Consider the following 20,890-nt stretch of genomic DNA (forward strand, 5'->3'; position numbering starts at 1 on the left):
GAAGGGTCGCACTCCATGACTGCCGAATTGTCCAGCTTGCTGGCGCACCTGCTGCGCGCGGGCGGGGCCCTGCTCATCCTCAATGAAATACGCGGGCTGGTGATGGCCGGACCGGTATTGTGGGCGCTGGTGCAGGCAGGCGGGACGTTGGCGGCGATCTATGCTGCGGTCTGTTCTCTGCTGGGCATAGCGGTATCGGTGATCGTTCCGCTACTCGGGCTTCGCAAGTTGGAGCGAATGCGTCAGCGGGCGACCGCCGCGGGTTGACCGAACCACTTCATCACGCCGCCAGCGAAAGGCGTCCACAAACCGACCTTGACCCCCGCCGCAGCCAGCGTGTCGCTGGTCCACTGGTTGCACGTGTTGCCGAGATGGTAAGTCCCAGGGGCAGCGTAGAATATGTCCCAGTCCTCATATCCGGGATAGGTCGTTCGGTGCGTCGCTGGCTTCACTTGGCGCTCGATCGAGGCAACGAGCGACGCGTATTCGGTCGGGCGTAGGAGAACGACTCGCGCGGTCTCACTCGGCGCCGGCCGGACGTAATGCGCGACATGGAGCAGGCCCTCGCTACCGATCGCGGCGCGTACCGCGGCCAAGGGTGACAAATCCGCCCATGTCGGGGTCTCGAGGAACACGCTCCGCTCGCCCCAACTGATCGAAACGTGCGTATACCCCCGATCGGGTCCCGCAAGGTCAGCCACGGGAAAGTCGACCCGCCAATCCTTCTGCGGAGTGACCAGCGGCACGACGATCGCGGTGTGGATGCCGTTGGTCTCGATCATGATCGAGATGCCGTCCGCGGGCTCCGTCCAGCTCGAATTGCGCGGGATCATGCTGCCGACCCAACCGGCGAGCATGAACAGGCCGATGGCGAGCGCCAGCCACGCCAGCGCGCGGCGGGCGAAGGTCAGCGTGCGGCGCGCCGTCGGAGCCACAGGATCGACCAGTCGCCGTTGACTCGCCGGGCGGCGAGGCGAAATCCGGCGCGAATGTAGGCGCGCCGCACTTCAGGTTCCTGCGTCTCGAGCAAGCCTGCGAGAAGAAGGCTGCCGCCTGCCTCCACCGCTGCGGCGAAGTCCGGCGCCAGTTCCACGAGCGGTCCGGCCAGAATGTTGGCGATCAGCAAGTCGTAGGGTCCGCGCGCTTGCAGCAGTTGATCCGCCATGCCGTCGGCGATCACCATCGTCACCGCGCCGCGCCCTGCGCCGAGCGGCACGCCGTTGGTGCGGGCGTTGTCGCCGACCACGCCGCCGCAGACCGGGTCGATATCACTCGCGGTCGCAAAGGCGCCGGGCCAGAGCGCGAGCGCGGCGAACGCGAGGAGTCCCGTCCCGGTGCCGATATCGGCGAGGTTGCGCACGACCGTTCCGCGTGCCTTCATCGCCGCGAGCATGGTAAGGCAGGCCTCGGTCGTCGCGTGGTGCCCGGTCCCGAACGCTTGGCTCGCGGGCACGACGAAGTCGATCGTGCCGGGTTCGGGAGCGAACTCGGGCGTGCGGACACGGAACGGGCCCGCGACGATCGGTTCCAGTCCCGACTGGCTGAGCGTGACCCAGTCCCGTGCTGAAACTTTTGCTGTTGTCAGCTTCGGTGGCGTACCTGAGAAAAGCCCTGCGACCATGCGCTTGTCGGCGGCGGTCGGCTTCATGGGCAGGTAGGCTTCGACGAACCAGTCCTCGGGCCGGTCGTCGGCCAGTTCCATGCCGACGAGCACCCATTCGGGCGGCCACTCCCCGGCCTCCTCGTGCGCGAGCAGCGCGGCGCGCGCGACCTCGCGTGGCACCTCGGCGCGGATAGTCCAGCTGTCAGCCACGCGGCTTCGCTTCGTCCGCGAGTCGCTTGTCGAGGCGTTGGGTGACGGTCTCCGCGAAGGCCTTGCAGCCGTTCGGGTCGAAAAGCCGCTTCGTGCCGAGCAGCCGGTCGCGCCAGGCGACGGCGACCGGGTGCGGGGCGATCACGATGTCGCAGGGGCTGGCGGCTACCTTCGCGATCCCGGCGCGGAGTCCGGCGACCAGTTCCGGGTGGTCCGAGAAACGGTAATCGTCGGCGCTGATCGGGTTCATGCTGTCGACGTAAACGAAGGACTTGCAGTCCGCGCCCTCGCAATTCGTCCAGCGCCAGCTCGTCGCGCCGAGGGTGTGGCCGGGGGTGAACATCGGCTGCATCGAGACGCCGCCCGCAGGCTGCGGGCGCTCCACGGACATCGCGACGATCTTGCCCGTAACGGGGGGAAAGGCGGGATGGTCCGACTTGGCTTGCGGATCTGCGGGATCGGTCGCGCCGCTTCGAAGGACCTTGGCGGCGGCGGCTGTGGTCACGATCGTAGCGCCGGTCGCCGCCTGCAGCCGCGCCATGCCGCCGACGTGGTCGAAGTGTTCGTGGCTCATCAATAGCGTCTTCACGTCGCGAGGGTCGAAGCCCAGTGCGCGAATGTTGGCCAGCACGATCTCGGCGCCCTTGTCGGTGCCGCTGTCGATCACGACGAGACCTTCGGGCCCGTCCACCAGCAAAGCGGTGATGCCGCAGGTGCCGACGTAATAGGTGTTGCCGTGGATGCGGAAAGGCGGGCCGGGCTTGTCCCAGTCGTCCTGGTCGCCGCACGCCTCGGTCCAGGCCTTCTGGCCCGCCGCCTTGTCTGCGAGCGGCGGCGCAGCGACCAGCGCGGTCGCGCAGCCACCCAGCACAAGCGCGGCGAGGGCGGCGAATCTAGCGGACATAACTGGCTCCGTTGGCGTCGAGGGTTGCGCCCGTCATGCTGGGCGGCGCGTCGAGCGCGCAGAAAACGATCATGGCCGCGATCTCTTCGGGTGTCGCCACCCGGCCGAGCGGGATATCCGCCAGCAGCCCCGGTCCGCCGCGACTGGCGAGATAGTCGCCCGCCATGTCGGTGTTCGTGAAGCCGGGCGCGATCGCATAGCTGAGCACCCCTTCGCCCGCGTACTGCCGCGCGATCGTCTTGTGGAGCGCCAGCATCCCTCCCTTGGCGGCGGCATAATGCCAGTGCGCCGGCGAGTCGCCTCGATGTCCGGAGCGGCTGGCGACGTGGACGATCCGCCCGCCGCGACCCGCCGCCTGCCACTGCCGCACCGCGAAGCGCGATAGCTGCGCCGCGCTGGTGAGGTTGATCCGCAGGGTGTCTTCCCACCCGTCGAGCCACGCGATGTCGGAGGTATCGAGCGGATTGGCAGAGAACAGCCCGGCGTTGTTGACCAGCACGTCGATCGTGCCGCCGGCTTCTTCCAGAGCTGCTTCCCACAGCGTCTGCGGAGCGAGCGGGTCGGCGAAATCGGCGGCGAGCAGGCCGGGGGCGGGGCGGGTCGCCTGGCCGATGACCCGGCATCCGCGCGCTTCCAGCGCCACGCGGGCGGCGGCACCGATGCCGCGCGATGCACCGGTGAGAAGGATGGTCGTCATCCATTCCCTTTCCTTCATCAAACGTTGCGTGTCGAGCGCTTGCGCCATGCGGCCAAGGCGTTAAGGGGAGGGCGCAAATCGCATCCGGGGTTTTTCGATGGCCAACCGCCCGCTTTCGCCGCACCTGCAGATATGGAAGTGGGGACCGCATATGGCGGTCTCGATCCTCCACCGCGTGACCGGCGACGGTCTGGCGCTTGTCGGTCTCGGCGTGCTGGTCTGGTGGCTGGGCGCGCTGGCGAGCGGGCCGGAAGCGTACCTCGAATTCACCCGCCTCGCCGGGTCGCCGATCGGGATGATCGTGCTGGTCGGCCTGTCGTGGGCGTTTTTCACCCACATGAGCAGCGGCATCCGCCACTTCGTGCTCGACATCGGCGCAGGCTACGAACTGACCACGAACAAGACGTGGTCGATCCTCAGCCCGCTGATCGGCATCGTCCTCACCGCGGCCTTCTGGGCCCTGATCCTGCTGCGCTGAAGGGGGCGACAATGGGTAACGGAACTTCCATCGGCAAGGTGCGCGGGCTCGGTTCCGCGCACGAAGGGCCGCATCACTGGCTGCTGCAACGCTTCACCGCGATCGGCAACCTCGTCCTCGGCCTGTTCCTCGCGTTCAGCCTTGCGATGCTGCCATCGTACGATCATGCGGCGGTCAAGGAATGGATCGCGCAGCCGCTGCCAGCAACCGCGGTGGCGTTGTTCGTGATCAGCGCGTTCTGGCACGCCCGGCTGGGCCTGCAGGTCCTGATCGAGGATTACGTCCACACCCCGGGCAACAAGTTCGCCGCGATCGCCGCGCTCAACCTCGTGGCGGTCGGCGCAGGCGCCTTCGCGCTGTTAAGCATTGTCCGCCTCGCCCTCGGAGGAGCCGCCTGATGGCGACCGAAGCATACAAGATCATCGACCACACTTACGACGTGGTGGTCGTCGGCGCGGGCGGATCGGGCCTGCGCGCCACGATGGGCGCCGCCGAAAGCGGCCTGCGCACGGCTAACATCACCAAAGTGTTCCCGACGCGCAGCCATACCGTGGCGGCGCAAGGCGGCATCGCGGCCAGCCTCGGGAACAACAGCCCGGACCACTGGACCTGGCACATGTACGACACTGTCAAGGGGTCGGACTGGCTCGGCGACCAGGACGCGATCGAATACATGGTGCGCGAAGCGCCCGCCGCGGTCTACGAGCTCGAGCACGCGGGTGTGCCCTTCAGCCGGAATGCGAACGGCACCATCTACCAGCGCCCCTTCGGTGGTCACATGCAGAATATGGGCGAAGGGCCGCCGGTGCAGCGCACCGCCGCTGCGGCGGACCGCACCGGCCACGCGATGCTCCATGCGCTCTACCAGCAGAGCCTGAAGTACGACGCCGACTTCTTCATCGAATACTTCGCGATCGACCTGATCATGGAAAGCGGCGCGTGTCGCGGGGTGATCGCGATGTGCCTCGACGACGGCAGCATTCATCGCTTCCGCGCCAAGGCCGTGGTGCTGGCAACGGGCGGCTATGGCCGCTGCTACTATACCGCGACCAGCGCGCACACCTGCACCGGCGACGGCGGCGGCATGGTCCTGCGCGCAGGACTTCCGCTGCAGGACATGGAATTCGTGCAGTTCCACCCGACCGGCATCTACGGCGCGGGCGTGCTCATCACCGAAGGCGCACGTGGCGAGGGCGGCTACCTCACCAATTCCGAGGGCGAGCGGTTCATGGAACGCTATGCCCCGTCGGCAAAGGACCTCGCCAGCCGCGACGTCGTGTCGCGCTCGATGGCGCTGGAAATCCGCGAGGGGCGCGGCGTGGGTCCGAACAAGGACCACATCTATCTCCACCTCGATCACATCGACCCCAAGGTGCTCGGCGAGCGGCTTCCCGGCATTACCGAAAGCGGCAAGATCTTCGCGGGCGTCGACCTGACCCGCCAGCCGCTGCCGGTGGTCCCGACGGTTCACTACAACATGGGCGGCATTCCCTGTAACTACCACGGCGAGGTCGTGACCATCGGTGCAGACGGCAATGCCGATACGGTCGTCCCCGGCCTGTTCGCGGTGGGCGAGGCGGCGTGCGTTTCGGTCCACGGGGCCAACCGCCTCGGCTCGAACTCGCTGATCGACCTCGTGGTGTTCGGCCGCGCGACCGGGCACCGGCTCAAAGAGCTGTTCAAGGTCGGCGAGAAGCAGGCCGAACTGCCCAAGGACAGCGCCGACCTCGCGCTCGGCCGCCTCGATCATTTCCGCAACGCCAAGGGCGGTTCGCCGACGGCTGCGATCCGCCTCGATATGCAGCGCGCGATGAGCAAGCACGCCGCAGTGTTCCGCACCGACGAGCTGATGAAGGAAGGCGTCGACGAGCTATCGAAGACCTATCAGCGGATGAATGACGTTTCCGTCGCCGACCGTTCGCTGATCTGGAACAGTGACCTCATAGAGACGTTGGAACTCGATAATTTGATCGCGCAGGCGAGCGTGACCATGGCCAGTGCCTACAACCGCAAGGAAAGCCGCGGCGCCCACGCGCACGAGGACTTCCCGGATCGGGACGATGCAAACTGGATGAAGCACACCGCCGCGTGGTTCGATGGCTGGGGTGGAAAGGGAGGATCGGTGAAGATCGATTACCGGCCGGTCCACGAATACACGCTGACCGACGATGTCGAATACATCAAGCCCAAGAAGCGGGTCTACTAAGGGCGCTTTCGCGGGGAGATTGGAGAGAAACGATCAACCGCGAGACGCAGCAGACATCGCGAGGTGCCGAATCTATCCTCTCCATGGAGGAACGCGAGCAACTGTATGACCAGTTGTTCGAGTCCATGGAGGACGGGTACTGCGTCATCGAGTTCTTCGATGGCCCGCATGGACCGCTGAGCGACTACGTCCACGTCCTCGCCAACGCGGGGTACGAGCGACATGCGGGTATTGCCCACGTCGTCGGCCAGAAGCTGCGCGAAATGGTGGCTCCAGACGCGGCCGACGAATGGGTCGCGCACTATCGCGGTGTGTTGCAAACGGGCCGATCGATCCGGTTCGAACGCATGCTCGAAGAAACCGGACGCATGCTCTCACTCTCGGCTTTCCGAATCGAGCCGCCAGAGCTTAAGCGGGTCGCCGTGATGTTCCAGGACGTCACGGCGCGCCGCCAGGCGGAGCAGGCCCTGCGCGAAGTCAACCAAAGCCTCGAAGTACGCGTGGCCGAGGCGATCGCCGAGCGGCGGGTCTGGGCGGACATCCTCGAAGGCACCGACGCCTTCGTGCAGGTTGCCGATCTTGAGGGGACATGGCTGGCAATCAACGGCGCTTCCGCGCGCGAATTCGAACGTATCTACGGCGTCTATCCACGGGTCGGCGACAACATGTTCGCCTTGCTCGCCGACCAGCCCGAGGCCCAGGATGACGTGCGCACGATCTGGCAGCGGGCTCTGACCGGTGAGGAGTTCACCGAGGTCGGCGAGTTCGGTTCGAGTGAACGCGATCGTCGCTATTATGAGATGCGCTTCAGCGCGCTGCGCGACGTGTCGGGTAAACAGATCGGGGCTTATCAGTTCGTCTACGACGTGACCGACCGCATCGCGGAAGAAACGCGGGTCGCCGAAATGGAAAGCGTGCTGCGCCAGTCGCAGAAGATGGAGGCTGTCGGCCAGCTCACCGGTGGCCTCGCGCACGATTTCAACAACCTGCTGGCGGGCATACAGGGTTCGCTGGAAATGATCGGTACGCGCCTCGCGCAGGGGCGTAGCAGCGAGGCTGAAAAGTATCTTTCCGCCGCGCAGGGAGCGACGCGCCGCGCTGCCGCCTTGACGCACCGCCTGCTGGCGTTCGCCCGGCGCCAGACGCTCGATCCCAAGCCTTTGGTCATCAACGACCTGCTGCCCGACATGGTCGAATTGATCTCGCGCACCGTAGGACCACAGATCCGCGTCGAATCGATCGCCGCTGCCGGGTTGTGGGCGACGATGGTCGATGCCAATCAGCTTGAGAACGCGATCCTCAACCTCGCGATCAACGGGCGCGACGCCATGCCCGACGGCGGGCAACTGACCATCGAAACGGCCAACAAGTGGATCGATGCGTCGACCGCCGCACAGCGAGACTTGGAAGAAGGACAGTACGTCACCGTCTGTGTGAGCGATACCGGTTCGGGGATTGCGGCCGACGTAATCGACAAGGTGTTCGATCCGTTCTTCACCACCAAGCCGATCGGAGAAGGGACCGGCCTGGGCCTGTCGATGGTCTATGGATTTGCTCGCCAGAGCAACGGTCAGGTGCGGATCTACTCCGAGGTCGACCAGGGCACGATGGTCTGCCTTTACCTGCCGCGCCATCATGGAGCGGCAGAGGTTCCGGTGTCCCAATCGGTGGACGCCTCTTCGGCCGAGACGCGCAGCGACGGTCGCCGCATCCTCGTTATCGACGACGAAGTGCTGATCCGCATGCTGGTGGTCGATGCACTCGACGATATGGGCGTCGCGACGGCCGAGGCGGGTTCTGGTCCGGAGGGCCTTGCCGTGCTCGAGCAGATGGACCGGATCGACTTGCTGATCACCGACGTCGGGCTGCCGGGCGGGCTCAACGGTCGCCAAGTCGCGGATCGTGCGCGCGAATTGCGACCCGGGCTCAAGGTGCTTTTCATCACTGGCTATGCCGAGAACGCGGCGCTCAATCATGGTCATATCGGCCCCGGCACGCGGGTGCTGACCAAGCCGTTTTCGGTGCGCGATCTCGTCGCCAAGGTCGAAAGCCTGCTCGACTGACGGCTGCGAGGGCAGTTCGAGCCGCAGGTCGCCATCGGTGCGTCGGCGCAAGCATGGTTGCGGACGCTGGATGGGCGCGCCAGGCAGGTCGGTGTGCCGGTCGGGCGACCCGCGCTCGCTAGCGGCGGAGAATGAGCGGTTCAGCTTTGCCAGGGTAGCGGGACGCGATGCACCTGCGATCGATCGCCCTCCCGGTCCTGTTGGCCGCAACCGCCGCGTCGGCGCGGGTGCCGCTCGATCCCTTCTACACGCAGCGCGTCGATGGGGCGGGGATCGCGATCGTCGCCTCCGATGCTCCGCCGCCAGCCGCGCTGGAGACCGCGCGGTCGCTCGTCGAGCAGATGCTCGCCCATCGGCCCGATCTCGCTCGCTGGCTGTCGGAGAATGGCTATCGCGTCGCGATCATGGCGGAGAGCGAGGCAACGACCGACCTGCCCGAGCAGGCCCACTGGATGCGTCCCGCGCGTGACGACCCGCGTCTTACCCGCTGCGAGCGCAAGCACTACGACGCGCGGATCGGAGCGATGACCGACCGCGACTACTGGAACGCCCGCGCGCGGGGCATGGCGGGGCCGCTTACGAGCGGCGCGGCGGAAGACCTGCTCGGCCTGCGATCGAGCCGCTATTGGGGCGAGACGATCTTCGTCCACGAATTCGGTCACAACGTGCTGGCCGCGATCCGGGCGGTCGATCCGCGGCTCGCGGCTCAGGTCGACGCGGCCTATGCCAATGCGCGGGCCAAGGGGCTCTGGAAGGACGAATACGCCTCGACCAGCGTCGACGAGTACTGGGCCGAAGGTTCGCAGTTCTGGTTCGATTCGAACCGTCTGGCGGCGTTCGACGGGCGCCGGATTCTCGATCACGGCGACCTCGCGAAATACGATGCGAAGCTCTACGCCGCCCTCGGCAGGGCCTACGGACCACGCCACCGGCTTGCGGGCGACCCGTTCTGGCAGTCGCCCGCCCGCGTGCCGCCCGGTCCTCCGCCGAAGAACACCGCCGAAGTCTGCTAGGCAGCGATCTCGCGCTCGATAGCGGCCCTGCCGAACAGTTGCGCTGCGACCAGCCACAGGCCAACGAAGAAGCCATCGATAAGCGGTGTCGGCGTTCCGTTTATCCAGTGGATCACCGAGAACAAGACTTGCGCGCCCGCTGCCGCGAACATCGTCCGGCGAAGGGCCCGCGGATTGCCGAGCGCAACGATCGCTCCCGCTGCAGCCATGAACACGACGGCGAAATAGGTCCAGTTGGCCGAATTGTCTTCGTTGCCGATAATCCCGACCGCAAGGGTGATCCAGATTTGCAGGAACCCACAGGCGACTGCCGCGACGGTTGCGATGCGATAGGCGAGGTTGGTGCTGGCGCGGGCAGCGAGTTCGAACAGTCCCCCGACGATGGCGAAAGCGACACCTGCAAAGACGAAGTCGCTTCCGGTCCAGTTCACCCCCTCGGCGCCTAGCTGCATCGCGGCGGCTGGTGTTAGCAGCAGAAGCACGGCTCCGCTCCATCCGGCTAAACGGAGGAAATGCGTGGTACGGGCGCTCATGTCGTGAGTGTTAGCAGTCACTGGACGATCTCCTTCAAACGAGATCGAGCCATCGCCTGCCGCTCGGTGAGCGTCATGAGCCACGGGTGATAGTTCGCTGAAATCCGCCGCTCAGCGTGCAGAGCGCAGGCGCCGGGCGACCGTCATCGCGACAACGACACCGCCCGTGAACAACGCGCACTCGGCTGCCGTGGCGACGGTCAGGGCGATGGGGCCGAATTCGCTCTCGCCGAACAGCGCGCCGCCGACTTCGAGATTGGAGCCGGGAAAGCGCGCCGCGAGTTCGGCGAGGCTGCCCGCCATCAGCCGACCGCCTGTCAGCGCGATGCCCGCACCGGCTATTCCGCCGAGGACAAATCCCGGGAGCAGCCGCCGGGCGGGTGAGCGTCCTTCCGCCGTGAGCGCGAGAGCGAATGCGAGCCCTGTCGCTGCACCCACCACGAGGCCCTCGAAGGCTCCGGTGATTGCACCGGGTGCCTGACCGAACAGCAGAGCGAACAGGTCGTGACCGACCATCCGCCCGATTGCTCCGACCAGGACACCGCCCGCCGCGCCGCCCAGCGCAAGGCGCCAGAGGCCGCCCCCGAACCGACCGGCGAGGGCAATGCCGCCGCCGACCGCCGCGCCGCCGGCGGCGCCCAGCAGCAGGTTGATCGTGACGAGAACCATCAGCGTCGATGCGGTGCCGATCGCCGGTGTCACCAAACCCAGCGCGATCAATCCGAGCGCGCCGACGACGCCCGCCATTCCTCCGCCGAGCGCCGCCGCCAGCGTATCGAGCAAGCCGGGCAGAATGATTGAGGCGGGTCGGGGTGGGATCGACTGGCGCGTGGACGCATCTCCCAAGGGTGCGATCAGCCGGTATCCATGCCGCGGAACGGTTTCGATGTAGCGCGGGCTCGCGGCATCGTCGTCGAGCGCGCGGCGAAGCGAACGGATGCACTGGGTCAGCGCCTCATCGGTAACCGGCACGCCGCGCCAGACCTCGTCCATGAAGCGGTCCTTGGTGACCAGCCGCCCGCCTTCTGCCGCGAGCAGGATCAGCGCATCGAGATAGCGCGCGCTGACCTCGATCGGCGCGCCGTCGCGGGTCAGCCGCCGGTCGGCCGGGTCCAGATGGAACGGCCCGAAGGTGTAGGCGCCCGCATTCATTGCGCTATTCCTACCGGAATTTCCGCCGCTAGCCAGCCTGCGCGCGCATTAGCGATGGCGCAGCATGTCCCGGTCGAGCTCGGCGATCGAGTGGACGCCCATCAGTCGCATCCCGCGCTCGATCTCGGCGCGCAGCAGCGAAACTGCCCGCTCGACACCGGCCTCGCCCGCGGCGGCGAGCGCATAGAGGTAGAGCCTTCCGCCCGAAGCTGCCGTCGCGCCCGTCGCGAGCGCCTTCAGCACATGCGTTCCGCGCCGTACGCCGCCGTCGCAGATGACTTCGATCCGGTCGCCGACCGCGTCGACTATCTCGGTAAGCTGGTCGAACGGCGCGCGGCTGCCGTCGAGTTGGCGGCCGCCGTGGTTTGAGACCATGATCGCGTCGCAGCCGATGTCCGCCGCGCGCCGCGCATCGCCCACGCTCATGACGCCCTTGAGGCAAAACGTGCCTCCCCAGTCGTTGCGCAGCTTCTCGACCGCGGCCCAGTCCATGTCGGTGTCGAGCATCCCGTTGAAGTAGTCCTGGATCGAAATCGAACTCCTGCTGCCTTCGGCGACGTGGGTATCGAGGTTCGGCAGGCTGAACCGCTCCCGGAAGAGGTAATTCAATGCCCACGCCGGCTTCGTGGCGTAGGACAGGAAGCTGGCGGGGGTAAAGCGAGGCGGGGTGGTGAAACCGGTGCGCTTGCACCGCTCGCGGTTGCCCGAAACGATCGTGTCGACGGTCAGCGCGATGGCGTCGAACTTCGCCGCCTTCGCGCGTTCGACCAGCGCGGCGTTGAGACCGCGATCCTTGTGAAAGTAATACTGCAGCATCTTGGGTCCGGCATAGTTCGCCCCGATCTCCTCGATGCTGACGCTCGACAGGCTCGAGATGCCGAACCACAGGTTGTGCCGCTCCGCCACGCGGGCGACCGCGCGTTCGCCTTGCCAGTGAAACAGCCGCTGTAGCGCGGTGGGACTGAGAACCAGTGGCAGTCCGGTCTCGCGGCCCATGATCGTCGCTGTCGTGTCGATCGTGCCGACCCCGGCGAGCACGTTCGGCACAAGGTCGACCTCGTCGAACGCGGCGGTGTTGCGGTTGCGGGTCACTTCGTCGTCGGCCGCCCCGTCGATGTAGTTGAACACGGGGTAGGGCAGGCGCCGGTGCGCGAGCACCCGGAAATCCATGATGTTCTGGCAATCCTCGGCCTGCCGGATGCTGGATGGGAATGGGAAGTGTCGCTCCATACCGGGCGATCTACTCCCGCATTTGGCAGATGAACAGCGGTTCATCTCGGCTTCATGTTTACAAGCGTAGTCGATACGGCTACAGGCGTAATCGTCAGCGCTCGGGGAGGGCGTAAAGTGGCCGAAGAAATCGAACTTCCAGCAGAGCGCATCAGCGAAGCGGAGCACGCCGTGATGGAGGCTCTGTGGGCCGAAAGCCCGATGGCCGCCGCCGACGTGTGCGAGCGGGTCTGTGCAGAGCGGGACTGGACGATGCCGACGGTCAAGACGTTGCTCAGCCGCCTCGTGGCCAAGGGAGCGGTCGCGACCGAACCCGACGGGCGCCGGTTCCTCTACACCCCGCTGGTCGAACGCGCGGACTACGTCGGCAGCGAATCGAAGCGACTGGTCGAGCGCCTGTTCGGCGGCCGCGCGGCTCCGCTATTTGCGCAGCTGGCCGAAAGCGAGGCTCTGACCGACGACGATCTCACGGAAATCGAAGCGATGCTGAAGGAGTTGCGGCGATGACCTGGCTTCTTGATACGCTCGTCTGGACCGGCGCGCTGATCGCGCTGGTGCTCGTCCTTCGTCGCCCCGTCGCGCGCCACTTCGGCCCACGCACCGCTTATGCGCTCTGGATACTGCCGCTGCTGCGGTTGATCCTGCCCCCGCTCGTGCTGCCCGCTCCGGCGGTGGAAGCGATACCCGCGGCGCCGGTCGCAGCGGGCGGAGGACAGGTCGAGGTCTCCATCGAATACGTTGCGGCTGCTCCTGCCGACCCATCCCCCGTCGCTTCGGCGATCGACTGGCTCGCCTACGCCGAGACGGCGCTGATCGCTCTCTGGGCTGCGGGTGCTGTCGTTTACGTCGTGTTGCGTCTCGTCGCATACGCCCGCTTGCGGGACGAACTGCTCGCCGATGCCCGTTCGGTTGGCGAAGCGGGCAGGATCCGCCTGCTCGAGACCCCTGGTACACGCTCACCGCTGGCGTTCGGCGTCCTTGACAAGGTCGTCGCCCTGCCGCCGGGCTTCATGGCTCAGGAGGACCGCACCGCGCGCGATCTCGCGCTCGAGCATGAACTCGCGCATCACCGGGCGCACGATCTCGCAGCCAACTTCGCCGCGCTGCCGCTGTTCGCGCTGCACTGGTTCAACCCGCTGTCGTGGCTCGGCTGGCACGCGATGCGACGCGACCAGGAAGCCGCCTGCGACGCTCGCGTCATCGCGGGCAGGGATCGCGGCGAGCGGGCTCGCTACGCCGAACTAATCGCCGGGGCGGCTGCCGCTCCCCGCGCCGCGCTCGCCGCGCCGATGGCGTGCCCGGTGCTCGGCGACAAATCGATCATCCAACGCCTGAGGAACCTGACCATGACTGACGTTTCCGAGCGCCGTCGCCGCGTGGGCGGCCTGCTCGTCGGCCTGGGCGCGCTCGCGCTGCCGCTGACTGCTTCGATTACCTACGCCCAGGGTTCCGAACCCGAGCCCCCGGCACCGCCGCCGCCGCTCGCAGCGGTCGAGGCACCTGCCGCACCGATCGCTCCAGACGCGCCCGACGCTCCGCCGGCCCCGCCTGCACCGGTCGTCCATGTCGAGCGCATCGTGCTCGACGGCAAGCCGGGCGAGAATGGTGAGCGCCACGTGATGATCGTCCGGAAGGACGACGGTAAGCCCGGCGAGCACGTCGTTCATGAGCGCCGGATCATCATGAAGGACAAGGACGGCAAGCTGCTCGGTCCCGACAGCCCGGAGTTCGAAGCGCACATGAAGAAGCTCGAAGAACGCCTGGGCAAGCTCGACGAGATGCATCCCGTCATGAAGTTCGACGAAAAGGAAATCTCTCGCATCCGCGAACACGCCACCTTGGCCGCGCGCGACGGAATGAGAGTGGCGATGCTCGCCCCCCGCGTCGAGATGAACTGCGATGGGCCGGACGAGTTGAGCGAGACCAAGTCCGATGACGGCCGCCGGGTGATCCGCATCTGCCGGACCAAGATGATGGGCGGCGCGCTAGTCGGTCTCCGCTCTGCCCGCGCGGCAATCGCCGGCAATACCGACATGAGCGCCGATACGCGCAAGGACGTGCTGGAAAAGCTCGACGGCGAGATCGCGCGCCTCGAAGCGAAGAACGACTAGTCAGGGATCGAGGGCCGGGAGGCTCCGAGCGACCGGTCCCACTGTCCCCGGGTCCGGCGAGCGGCGGGGGCGGCATGGCCGCCCCCGTTTCGCGTTCAGCGGCGCTGTGCGGCGGACGGCCTTGCCGCTGGAGCGTCCTGGACGATGGGCTCGGAAACATATGCCAGTTGCTCACCGGAAGGCGCGGGCTTGGCGCCTTTCACCGAAACCGGGACCGATACGCGCGCAAATGCGGGGCGGGCGGGGTACGCGCACTTCATCGTTTGACCCAGGCCCTTGAGGTAGCCGCGCCGGACGGACCCGGCATAGATCGCCGCCTGGAAATCGCGCTGGTGGTCCGCAGCCCCGGTCAGTTCGCGGATGATGCCGCGAAACGGGATGAAGGACGCGACGACACTCTTTGCAACCTGGCCCGCGCTTATCCGCTCGTCGTTGGTTTCCGCAACGTCCATGTCCGGCCCGAGCACCGCATCGAGCGGCGCGATCGCTGCCGACACGTCGGCGCATGACTTGATCCCGGTGCTGGCATAGGGATCTTGGGTCGCGGCGAGCAGGATCGGCGGGATCGGGTCCTTGGCGAGGTTGAGGTCGCGCAGGGGCGTCATCGCCACGTCCTTGGCATCGGGTGTCATGCCCGCCACGGGCTCGTCGGGAACCTCGTCCTGTGCCGCCAGGGCCGGCGAAGCGGCGAGGGCAAACGCGACCACCGCCGTGCGAGCGATATCAGCGCATTTGGACGTAACGGTCGCAGACTGTGTCATTGCCAGACTCCATGCCGGCCCGGAGCGCTTCGGAACGTTGCGCGCTGGTACCGTGAGTAAAGTTATCCGCGCTGACGCGGCCGCCCGTGAGTTTGTCGTCACCGATCGCACTGGCGGCGGTCATGCCCTCTTCGAAATCGCCCGGTTCGATAAGGTTCCGGTTCTTGCCTGCCCACACCCCGGCATAGCAGTCGGCCTGCAGTTCCATCCGCACCTGAAGTTGGTTGGCGCTTTGCGGGTTCTGGCTCTGCGCGCTGCGGATCGCATCGGCGACCCCGGTCAGCTTCTGGATGTGATGCCCATACTCGTGCGCCATCACGTAATAGCGTGCGAAATCGCCGCCCGCGCCGAGCTGCTGCGCCATCTGGTCGTAAAAACCGGTGTCGATGTAGATGCCTTCGTCCGAGGGGCAATAGAACGGCCCCATCGCGGACGATGCGCTGCCGCAGCCCGAATTCGTACCGCCCTGATAGAACACCAGTGTCGGTTGTTTGAACTCGATCCCCGCGCGCTGGAATTCCGGTGCCCAGGTCTGGTCGAGCGACTGGAGCGCGTTGCACGCCTCGGTCGCATATTCGTTCTGGGTGCAAAGCTGCTCGGTCGATTGGGACGAACCGTCGCCTTGCTGCGTGGCGGACGGGCCACCCTGCTGCACCCCTCCGAGCATCGATGTCGGATCTACCCCAAAGACGAGGGCCGCGATCAAGGCAATGACGAGCGTGCCGCAGCCGATCCCGCCGCCCGCTCCGCCCGGGAAGCCGCCGCCTCCACCGCCTCGGACATTGATGCTCGACGGATCGAAGCGATTGAGCCGCATGCGTAACACCCCCATGTTTTCTGCGCGGCCCTGCCGCAAGACACTGGACAGTCGCGCCGCGGGTAGCAAGAGCGCTTCTGCAGCCGGTATCGGCCATTCAATTCGCGAAGGAGGCCAAATGTTCCTGTCCGGCAAACGCGCACTCGTCACCGGCTCGACGTCCGGCATCGGTCTCGCAATCGCGCGCTGCCTTCACGCCGAGGGTGCCGAGGTGATCCTGAGCGGCTTCGGCGATCCCGACGAGATCGCGGAGTTGTGCGAGGAATTGTCGGCCAAGCACATCGCATCGGACCTGACGACGCAGGCCGGCTGCGAAGAACTGATGCGCGAAGCAGGGCCGGTCGACGTGCTCGTCAACAACGCGGGCCTTCAGCACGTGAGCCCGATCGAGGATTTTCCGCCTGCGAAGTGGGACCTGATCATCGGTCTCAACCTGTCCTCCGCATTCCACACCATCCGCCTCGCGGTTCCGCACATGAAGGCGCAGGGCTGGGGCCGGATCATCAACACGGCAAGCGCGCACTCTAAGGTCGCCTCGCCGTTCAAGGCGGCCTACAATGCCGCCAAGCACGGCCTCGACGGGTTGACCAAGACCGTCGCGCTCGAAGTGGCGGCCGACGGGATCACCTGCAACTGCATCAGTCCGGGCTATGTCTGGACGCCGTTGGTCGAAAACCAGATACCGGACACCATGAAGGCGCGCGGGATGACCCGCGAGCAGGTCGTCAACGATGTGCTGCTGGTGAAGCAGGCGACTCGCAAGTTCGTGCAGCCGTCCGAAATCGGCGCGCTCGCGGTCTTTCTCTGCCGCGACGAGGCGCAGAACGTGACCGGTGCGAACTGGAGCGTGGACGGCGGTTGGACCGCCGAGTAACACCGGCGCGAAGGGAGTTTCGGGGGCAGGCAATGCGGGTCGCATGGTTCCTTGTCCTGGCGTTGCTGGCGGGCTGCGTGTCTGCGCCGCCCGCTGCTGTCACGCCCCGTGACAATGCGGCTCTGCGGGCGACGCTGACCCGGCATATCCAGACCCTGGCCGGCGACGAATTCGGCGGGCGCCGACCGGGTACCGACGGCGAAGCAAAGACGCTGCGCTACCTCGCGCGCGAATGGCAGGCCGCGGGGCTCGTTTCGGGCACCAACGATCCGGCCAATCCGTGGTTCGCCCCGGTCGAACTCGTCAGCGCCGTACCCGAGACGAGCCTTGTGCGGTTCATCCAGGGTGGCCGCGCTGTCCCGTTGCCCGAGGGCGCTGCGATGGTCTTCGCGAGCGGTCGGCGGGGCCTGGTCGAGCGCGCGCCGGTCCTGTTCGTCGGCGAGGCAGGCGCGAAGCTCGACAGCGCCGAGCTGGCAGGCCGCGTCATCCTGATGCTGTGGGATCATCCGGGCCAGTCGGAGCAGCGCGAGGCATTGCTGCGCGGCGGCGCGGCGGCGGTGATCGCGATCGTCGCGGACCAGGACGAGCTCGACCACCTCGCCGAGACGCGCCGCCAAGGCAGTTATCGCCTCGCTTCGAACGACGGGATGGACACCATCGACGGCTTCATGTCTCGCACGGGTGTCGAGCGCCTGCTGGGTGCCGCAGCCTCGACGAAGCTGCTCGCCAGCGCACGCGAAGCCGAGTTCCGCCCGGTTCCGCTCGACATGACCGCCACTCTGGAGGCGACCTCCACCCCGGGCTCGGTGCGCACTTACAACCTCATCGGACGTATCCCGGGAAAGCGACCGGAGGCGGGCGCGGTCATTCTGATGGCGCACTGGGACCATTTCGGAACCTGCGGCGATCCGGCCGGGAACGACACGATCTGCAACGGCGCGGTCGACAACGCGAGCGGCCTGGCGGTGCTGACAGAGCTCGCCCGGCGCCTCGCGATGGGGCCGCGGTTGGAGCGCGACGTTTTCCTCGTCGCCACCACCGCTGAGGAATGGGGCCTGCTCGGTGCGCAGGCGTTTACCGAAAACCCGCCGGTTCCGCTCGAATCGATCGTGGCCGCTTTCAATCTCGATAGTGTCGCGGTCGCGCCAGGGGGCGGACCGGTTGCGATCGTGGGGAAGGGGCTGACTCCGCTCGATCAGGGAATCCTGACGGTCATGAAGCAACTCGGCCGAACCGAAAGCAATGCCGGGCTCGCTGAGGGTTACGTCCGGCGGCAGGACGGGTGGGCGCTGCTGCGGCGTGACGTACCGGCGGTCTCGGTAACCAGCGCATTCGGCACGGCATCAGCGCTCGATCGGTTCATAGCCCAGCGCTACCACCTGCCCACCGACGATGCTGCATCGGTGGAACTGGGCGGGGCGATCGACGACCTCGTCCTCACCCAGGCTTTGGTCCGCTATTTCGCCGATCCGGCGCGCTGGTCGGCCACGGCGGGAAAAAGCGCCGACCCCCTCTAGCCGCTGCCCCATACCCTCGTTAGATGGGCCGCCACGAATCTCCCGGCGGAAAGCGCGACCTGTGGCAACTGACGATATCCCCCTTGGCCTGACTTTCGACGACGTGCTGCTGCGTCCGGCCGAAAGCGACATCCTGCCCAGCATGGCGGATACCCGCACCCGGCTGACGCGCGGCATAGCGCTCAACATCCCGGTGCTTTCGGCGGCGATGGACACCGTGACCGAGGCCGACATGGCCATCGTCATGGCGCAGCTTGGCGGGATCGGCGTTCTCCATCGCAACATGGAGCTCGACGAACAGTGCGCCGCAGTGCGCGCGGTGAAGCGCTTCGAAAGCGGAATGGTGGTAAACCCGATCACCATCGGGCCCGACGCGACGCTGGGCGAAGCGCAGGCGCTGATGACCGCGAACCGCATCAGCGGCATCCCGGTAACCGACGCCAGCGGCAAGCTCTGCGGAATCCTTACCAACCGCGACGTCCGCTTCGCCGAGAACCCGCTCCAGCCGGTGCGCGAACTGATGACGCACGACAACCTCGCCACGGTGCGGCTCGGCACCAACCAGGAAGATGCGCGGCGCTTGCTGCACCAGCGTCGGATCGAGAAGCTGCTGGTGGTCGACGACGACTACCGCTGCGTCGGCCTGATTACGGTCAAGGATATCGAAAAGGCCGTCACCTATCCTAACGCCACCAAGGACGAGAGCGGCCGCCTGCGCGTCGCCGCGGCGTCCACCGTTGGCGACAAAGGCTTCGCGCGCACGCAGGCGCTGATCGAGGCCGAAGTCGATGTCGTGATCATCGACACCGCGCACGGCCACAACATGGATGTCAGCCGCGCGGTCGAGGCGGCGAAGAAGCTGTCGAACTCGGTCCAGATCATCGCCGGCAACGTCGCCACCGCGGAAGCGACCCGCGCGCTGATCAATGCCGGTGCGGATGCGGTGAAGGTCGGCATCGGCCCGGGCTCAATCTGCACCACGCGCGTCGTCGCGGGCGTCGGCGTGCCGCAGCTGACCGCTGTCATGGAATGCGCCGAGGAAGCCGCCAAGTCCGGCGTGCCGATTATCGCCGACGGCGGCCTTCGCACGTCGGGCGATGCGGCCAAGGCCCTGGCGGCAGGTGCCTCGAGCGTGATGATCGGCTCGATGCTCGCGGGCACGGCCGAAAGCCCTGGCGAGACGTTCCTGTTCCAGGGCCGCAGCTACAAGGCCTATCGCGGAATGGGCAGCGTGGGCGCGATGGCGCGCGGGTCGGCCGACCGGTACTTCCAGCAGGACGTTTCGGCGTTGAAGCTCGTGCCCGAGGGTATCGAAGGACAGGTACCCTACAAGGGTCCGGCGAAGGACGTGATCCACCAGCTCGTCGGCGGCATCAAGGCGGCGATGGGCTACACCGGTTCGGCGACGCTGGACGACCTGCGCAAGCGCGGCAAATTCGTGCGCATCACCAACGCCGGGCTCGCGGAAAGCCACGTCCACGACGTCGCGATCACCCGCGAGGCACCGAACTACCCCACGCGATGACCGCTCGATGACCCCCTCCGCGCGGGTCCAAGCCGCGATCGAACTGCTCGATGCGATCATCACTGCCGCGCGCGGAGGCGGGGCGCCGGCCGACCGCCTGATCGGCGAATACTTCCGTGCGCGCCGATATGCCGGGTCCAAGGACCGCCGCGCGGTGCGCGAGCTGACCTACGCCGCGATCCGGGCCTGCGGGCCGATCCCCTCAAGCGGGCGCGCCGCGATGCTGCGGCTGGCGGATATCGATTCCGCCATCGCGCCGCTGTTCGATGGGTCTTCGCATGGTCCCAAGCCGGTCGGGCCGGGCGAGCATGCTGCCGACGGTGGGAACGCGCCCGACTGGTTGGTGGAGGCACTCTCCGAATCAGGCATCTCCGGCGCTGAGGCAGAGGCACTGCTCGATCGCGCTCCTCTCGATCTACGCGTCAACACGCTCAAGGCCGATCGGGCAAGGATCGAACTGCCCCTTCCAGCGCAGCCGACCGATGCGCCGCAAGGGCTTCGGATCGAACCGGGGGCTTCGGTCGAAAGCTGGGACGCGTTTAGGAACGGCCTCATCGAAGTTCAGGATAAGGGGTCGCAGCTCGCCTGCCTTGCGGTGGGGGCTGCTCCGGGCGAGACCGTGATCGACCTGTGCGCGGGTGCGGGCGGCAAGACGCTCGCGCTGGCGGCATCGATGGACAATCGCGGCACGCTGATCGCTTCGGACACCGATCGGCAGCGCCTCTCGCGTCTTTCGCCGCGCGCCGAACGAGCGGGGGCGGGCATGATCGAGACGCGCCTTCTCGATCCGGGCCGCGAGATGGAGGCGTTGGGCGACCTCGCGGGAGCGGCGGACGCGGTACTGGTCGATGCGCCGTGCTCGGGCACCGGCACCTGGCGGCGCAATCCCGAGGCGCGCTGGCGACTGACGCCCAACCGTCTCGCCCGCTACGGCTCGATGCAGGCGCAGCTGCTCGGCCTTGCCGCCGGACTAGTGAAGCCGGGCGGACGACTCGTATTCGTTACCTGCTCGCTGCTCGACGCCGAGGGGCGCGACCAGGTCGATCGTTTCCTCGGCGCCAACCCGGACTGGGCCGCCGATCGGCTCGAATTGCCGCTCGGCCGCGAGCACGGGAAAGGATCGCGCCTTTCGCCGTTCCATGATGGTACCGACGGATTTTTCATCGCACGTCTATCTCGCGCGTGTTAACCGCTGC

The 20,890-nt window shown here is 66.9% G+C and carries 21 protein-coding genes; 12 read left to right on the forward strand and 9 right to left on the reverse strand.

Going from position 1 to position 20,890, the window contains the following annotated elements; genetic code table 11:
- The first annotated feature begins 15 nt into the window (after positions 1 to 15).
- A complete protein-coding gene (locus ACWPMX_RS04580; RefSeq protein WP_455698861.1) occupies positions 16 to 267 on the forward strand; it encodes a hypothetical protein in 252 nt (83 codons plus the stop codon).
- Here ACWPMX_RS04580 and ACWPMX_RS04585 read toward each other — a convergent pair.
- The 4 genes from ACWPMX_RS04585 to ACWPMX_RS04600 are packed head-to-tail and all read right to left on the reverse strand — an operon-like array spanning position 243 to position 3,414.
- Entirely contained in the window at positions 243 to 935 is a 693-nt protein-coding gene (locus ACWPMX_RS04585) for a DUF2459 domain-containing protein (RefSeq protein WP_455698862.1), read from the reverse strand. The two genes, ACWPMX_RS04580 and ACWPMX_RS04585, sit on opposite strands and share 25 nt — an antisense overlap.
- Positions 908 to 1,813 (reverse strand): 50S ribosomal protein L11 methyltransferase, encoded by a 906-nt coding sequence (locus ACWPMX_RS04590; RefSeq protein ID WP_455698863.1) that lies wholly within the window; start codon positions 1,811 to 1,813, stop codon positions 908 to 910. Before ACWPMX_RS04590 ends, ACWPMX_RS04585 begins: the two co-directional genes overlap by 28 nt.
- The gene (gene bla, locus ACWPMX_RS04595) at positions 1,806 to 2,717 is read right to left on the reverse strand and encodes a subclass B3 metallo-beta-lactamase (protein ID WP_455698864.1); all 912 of its coding nucleotides are present in this window, start codon (positions 2,715 to 2,717) and stop codon (positions 1,806 to 1,808) included. Before bla ends, ACWPMX_RS04590 begins: the two co-directional genes overlap by 8 nt.
- A complete protein-coding gene (locus ACWPMX_RS04600; protein ID WP_455698865.1) occupies positions 2,707 to 3,414 on the reverse strand; it encodes an SDR family NAD(P)-dependent oxidoreductase in 708 nt (235 codons plus the stop codon). The genes bla and ACWPMX_RS04600 overlap by 11 nt, the downstream gene beginning before the upstream one ends.
- A gap of 97 nt (positions 3,415 to 3,511) precedes the next feature.
- On the opposite strand from ACWPMX_RS04600, the gene sdhC reads away from it, so the two are divergent.
- The 5 genes from sdhC to ACWPMX_RS04625 all read left to right on the forward strand — a co-directional run bounded on the left by sdhC (position 3,512) and on the right by ACWPMX_RS04625 (position 9,174).
- Positions 3,512 to 3,892, forward strand: a complete 381-nt coding sequence (gene sdhC, locus ACWPMX_RS04605) for a succinate dehydrogenase, cytochrome b556 subunit (protein WP_455698866.1) — start codon at positions 3,512 to 3,514, stop codon at positions 3,890 to 3,892.
- 11 nt (positions 3,893 to 3,903) lie between these two features.
- The gene (gene sdhD / locus ACWPMX_RS04610) at positions 3,904 to 4,290 is read left to right on the forward strand and encodes a succinate dehydrogenase, hydrophobic membrane anchor protein (protein WP_455698867.1); all 387 of its coding nucleotides are present in this window, start codon (positions 3,904 to 3,906) and stop codon (positions 4,288 to 4,290) included.
- A complete protein-coding gene (gene sdhA / locus ACWPMX_RS04615; protein ID WP_455698868.1) occupies positions 4,290 to 6,098 on the forward strand; it encodes a succinate dehydrogenase flavoprotein subunit in 1,809 nt (602 codons plus the stop codon). Before sdhD ends, sdhA begins: the two co-directional genes overlap by 1 nt.
- Before the next feature lie 113 nt (positions 6,099 to 6,211).
- On the forward strand, positions 6,212 to 8,161 hold the full coding sequence (locus ACWPMX_RS04620) for a PAS domain-containing protein (protein ID WP_455698869.1): 1,950 nt from the start codon (positions 6,212 to 6,214) through the stop codon (positions 8,159 to 8,161).
- Positions 8,162 to 8,328: 167 nt separating this feature from the next.
- Complete coding sequence (locus ACWPMX_RS04625; protein WP_455698870.1) at positions 8,329 to 9,174, forward strand: glycoside hydrolase; 846 nt, start codon at positions 8,329 to 8,331, stop codon at positions 9,172 to 9,174.
- Here ACWPMX_RS04625 and ACWPMX_RS04630 read toward each other — a convergent pair.
- From ACWPMX_RS04630 to ACWPMX_RS04640, 3 genes are all read right to left on the reverse strand, one after another.
- Positions 9,171 to 9,728 carry a hypothetical protein gene (locus tag ACWPMX_RS04630; protein ID WP_455698871.1) on the reverse strand — a complete coding sequence of 186 codons (558 nt, stop codon included), beginning with the start codon at positions 9,726 to 9,728 and terminating at the stop codon, positions 9,171 to 9,173. The genes ACWPMX_RS04625 and ACWPMX_RS04630 overlap by 4 nt on opposite strands.
- A gap of 90 nt (positions 9,729 to 9,818) precedes the next feature.
- Positions 9,819 to 10,859 carry a winged helix-turn-helix domain-containing protein gene (locus tag ACWPMX_RS04635; protein ID WP_455698872.1) on the reverse strand — a complete coding sequence of 347 codons (1,041 nt, stop codon included), beginning with the start codon at positions 10,857 to 10,859 and terminating at the stop codon, positions 9,819 to 9,821.
- 48 nt (positions 10,860 to 10,907) lie between these two features.
- Positions 10,908 to 12,029 (reverse strand): alpha-hydroxy acid oxidase, encoded by a 1,122-nt coding sequence (locus ACWPMX_RS04640; protein WP_455698873.1) that lies wholly within the window; start codon positions 12,027 to 12,029, stop codon positions 10,908 to 10,910.
- A gap of 177 nt (positions 12,030 to 12,206) precedes the next feature.
- On the opposite strand from ACWPMX_RS04640, the gene ACWPMX_RS04645 reads away from it, so the two are divergent.
- Both ACWPMX_RS04645 and ACWPMX_RS04650 read left to right on the forward strand, forming a co-directional pair.
- Complete coding sequence (locus ACWPMX_RS04645) at positions 12,207 to 12,596, forward strand: BlaI/MecI/CopY family transcriptional regulator (RefSeq protein ID WP_455698874.1); 390 nt, start codon at positions 12,207 to 12,209, stop codon at positions 12,594 to 12,596.
- A complete protein-coding gene (locus tag ACWPMX_RS04650; protein ID WP_455698875.1) occupies positions 12,593 to 14,200 on the forward strand; it encodes a M56 family metallopeptidase in 1,608 nt (535 codons plus the stop codon). Before ACWPMX_RS04645 ends, ACWPMX_RS04650 begins: the two co-directional genes overlap by 4 nt.
- Before the next feature lie 95 nt (positions 14,201 to 14,295).
- Here the strand turns inward: ACWPMX_RS04650 and ACWPMX_RS04655 are convergent, their stop codons facing one another.
- Positions 14,296 to 14,961, reverse strand: coding sequence for a hypothetical protein (locus tag ACWPMX_RS04655; protein ID WP_455698876.1), 666 nt, complete (start codon positions 14,959 to 14,961; stop codon positions 14,296 to 14,298).
- Entirely contained in the window at positions 14,924 to 15,778 is an 855-nt protein-coding gene (gene ypfJ, locus ACWPMX_RS04660) for a KPN_02809 family neutral zinc metallopeptidase (protein ID WP_455698877.1), read from the reverse strand. Before ypfJ ends, ACWPMX_RS04655 begins: the two co-directional genes overlap by 38 nt.
- A 118-nt stretch (positions 15,779 to 15,896) precedes the next feature.
- On the opposite strand from ypfJ, the gene ACWPMX_RS04665 reads away from it, so the two are divergent.
- The 4 genes from ACWPMX_RS04665 (at position 15,897) to ACWPMX_RS04680 (ending at position 20,883) form a co-directional block, all read left to right on the forward strand.
- Positions 15,897 to 16,652 carry a 3-hydroxybutyrate dehydrogenase gene (locus ACWPMX_RS04665; protein ID WP_455698878.1) on the forward strand — a complete coding sequence of 252 codons (756 nt, stop codon included), beginning with the start codon at positions 15,897 to 15,899 and terminating at the stop codon, positions 16,650 to 16,652.
- Between the two features lie 32 nt (positions 16,653 to 16,684).
- Positions 16,685 to 18,169 carry a M28 family peptidase gene (locus ACWPMX_RS04670; protein WP_455698879.1) on the forward strand — a complete coding sequence of 495 codons (1,485 nt, stop codon included), beginning with the start codon at positions 16,685 to 16,687 and terminating at the stop codon, positions 18,167 to 18,169.
- Positions 18,170 to 18,230: 61 nt separating this feature from the next.
- A complete protein-coding gene (gene guaB, locus ACWPMX_RS04675; RefSeq protein WP_455698880.1) occupies positions 18,231 to 19,694 on the forward strand; it encodes an IMP dehydrogenase in 1,464 nt (487 codons plus the stop codon).
- Positions 19,695 to 19,701: 7 nt separating this feature from the next.
- Positions 19,702 to 20,883: an RsmB/NOP family class I SAM-dependent RNA methyltransferase gene (locus ACWPMX_RS04680; RefSeq protein WP_455698881.1), complete on the forward strand. Its 1,182-nt coding sequence runs from the start codon at positions 19,702 to 19,704 to the stop codon at positions 20,881 to 20,883.
- Positions 20,884 to 20,890 lie beyond the last annotated feature (7 nt).

This window comes from Tsuneonella sp. HG094 (assembly GCF_053819285.1).

Bases quoted from the DNA above. Each gene is read 5' to 3' on its own strand.
- ypfJ (WP_455698877.1), bottom strand. From the start codon at position 15,778: ATGCGGCTCAATCGCTTCGATCCGTCGAGCATCAATGTCCGAGGCGGT.
- ACWPMX_RS04670 (WP_455698879.1), top strand. From the start codon at position 16,685: ATGCGGGTCGCATGGTTCCTTGTCCTGGCGTTGCTGGCGGGCTGCGTG.
- sdhD (WP_455698867.1), top strand. From the start codon at position 3,904: ATGGGTAACGGAACTTCCATCGGCAAGGTGCGCGGGCTCGGTTCCGCG.
- ACWPMX_RS04680 (WP_455698881.1), top strand. From the start codon at position 19,702: ATGACCCCCTCCGCGCGGGTCCAAGCCGCGATCGAACTGCTCGATGCG.
- bla (WP_455698864.1), bottom strand. From the start codon at position 2,717: ATGTCCGCTAGATTCGCCGCCCTCGCCGCGCTTGTGCTGGGTGGCTGC.
- ACWPMX_RS04625 (WP_455698870.1), top strand. From the start codon at position 8,329: ATGCACCTGCGATCGATCGCCCTCCCGGTCCTGTTGGCCGCAACCGCC.
- ACWPMX_RS04635 (WP_455698872.1), bottom strand. From the start codon at position 10,859: ATGAATGCGGGCGCCTACACCTTCGGGCCGTTCCATCTGGACCCGGCC.
- ACWPMX_RS04640 (WP_455698873.1), bottom strand. From the start codon at position 12,029: ATGGATTTCCGGGTGCTCGCGCACCGGCGCCTGCCCTACCCCGTGTTC.
- ACWPMX_RS04655 (WP_455698876.1), bottom strand. From the start codon at position 14,961: ATGACACAGTCTGCGACCGTTACGTCCAAATGCGCTGATATCGCTCGC.
- ACWPMX_RS04665 (WP_455698878.1), top strand. From the start codon at position 15,897: ATGTTCCTGTCCGGCAAACGCGCACTCGTCACCGGCTCGACGTCCGGC.
- ACWPMX_RS04650 (WP_455698875.1), top strand. From the start codon at position 12,593: ATGACCTGGCTTCTTGATACGCTCGTCTGGACCGGCGCGCTGATCGCG.
- sdhC (WP_455698866.1), top strand. From the start codon at position 3,512: ATGGCCAACCGCCCGCTTTCGCCGCACCTGCAGATATGGAAGTGGGGA.
- ACWPMX_RS04600 (WP_455698865.1), bottom strand. From the start codon at position 3,414: ATGACGACCATCCTTCTCACCGGTGCATCGCGCGGCATCGGTGCCGCC.
- sdhA (WP_455698868.1), top strand. From the start codon at position 4,290: ATGGCGACCGAAGCATACAAGATCATCGACCACACTTACGACGTGGTG.
- ACWPMX_RS04580 (WP_455698861.1), top strand. From the start codon at position 16: ATGACTGCCGAATTGTCCAGCTTGCTGGCGCACCTGCTGCGCGCGGGC.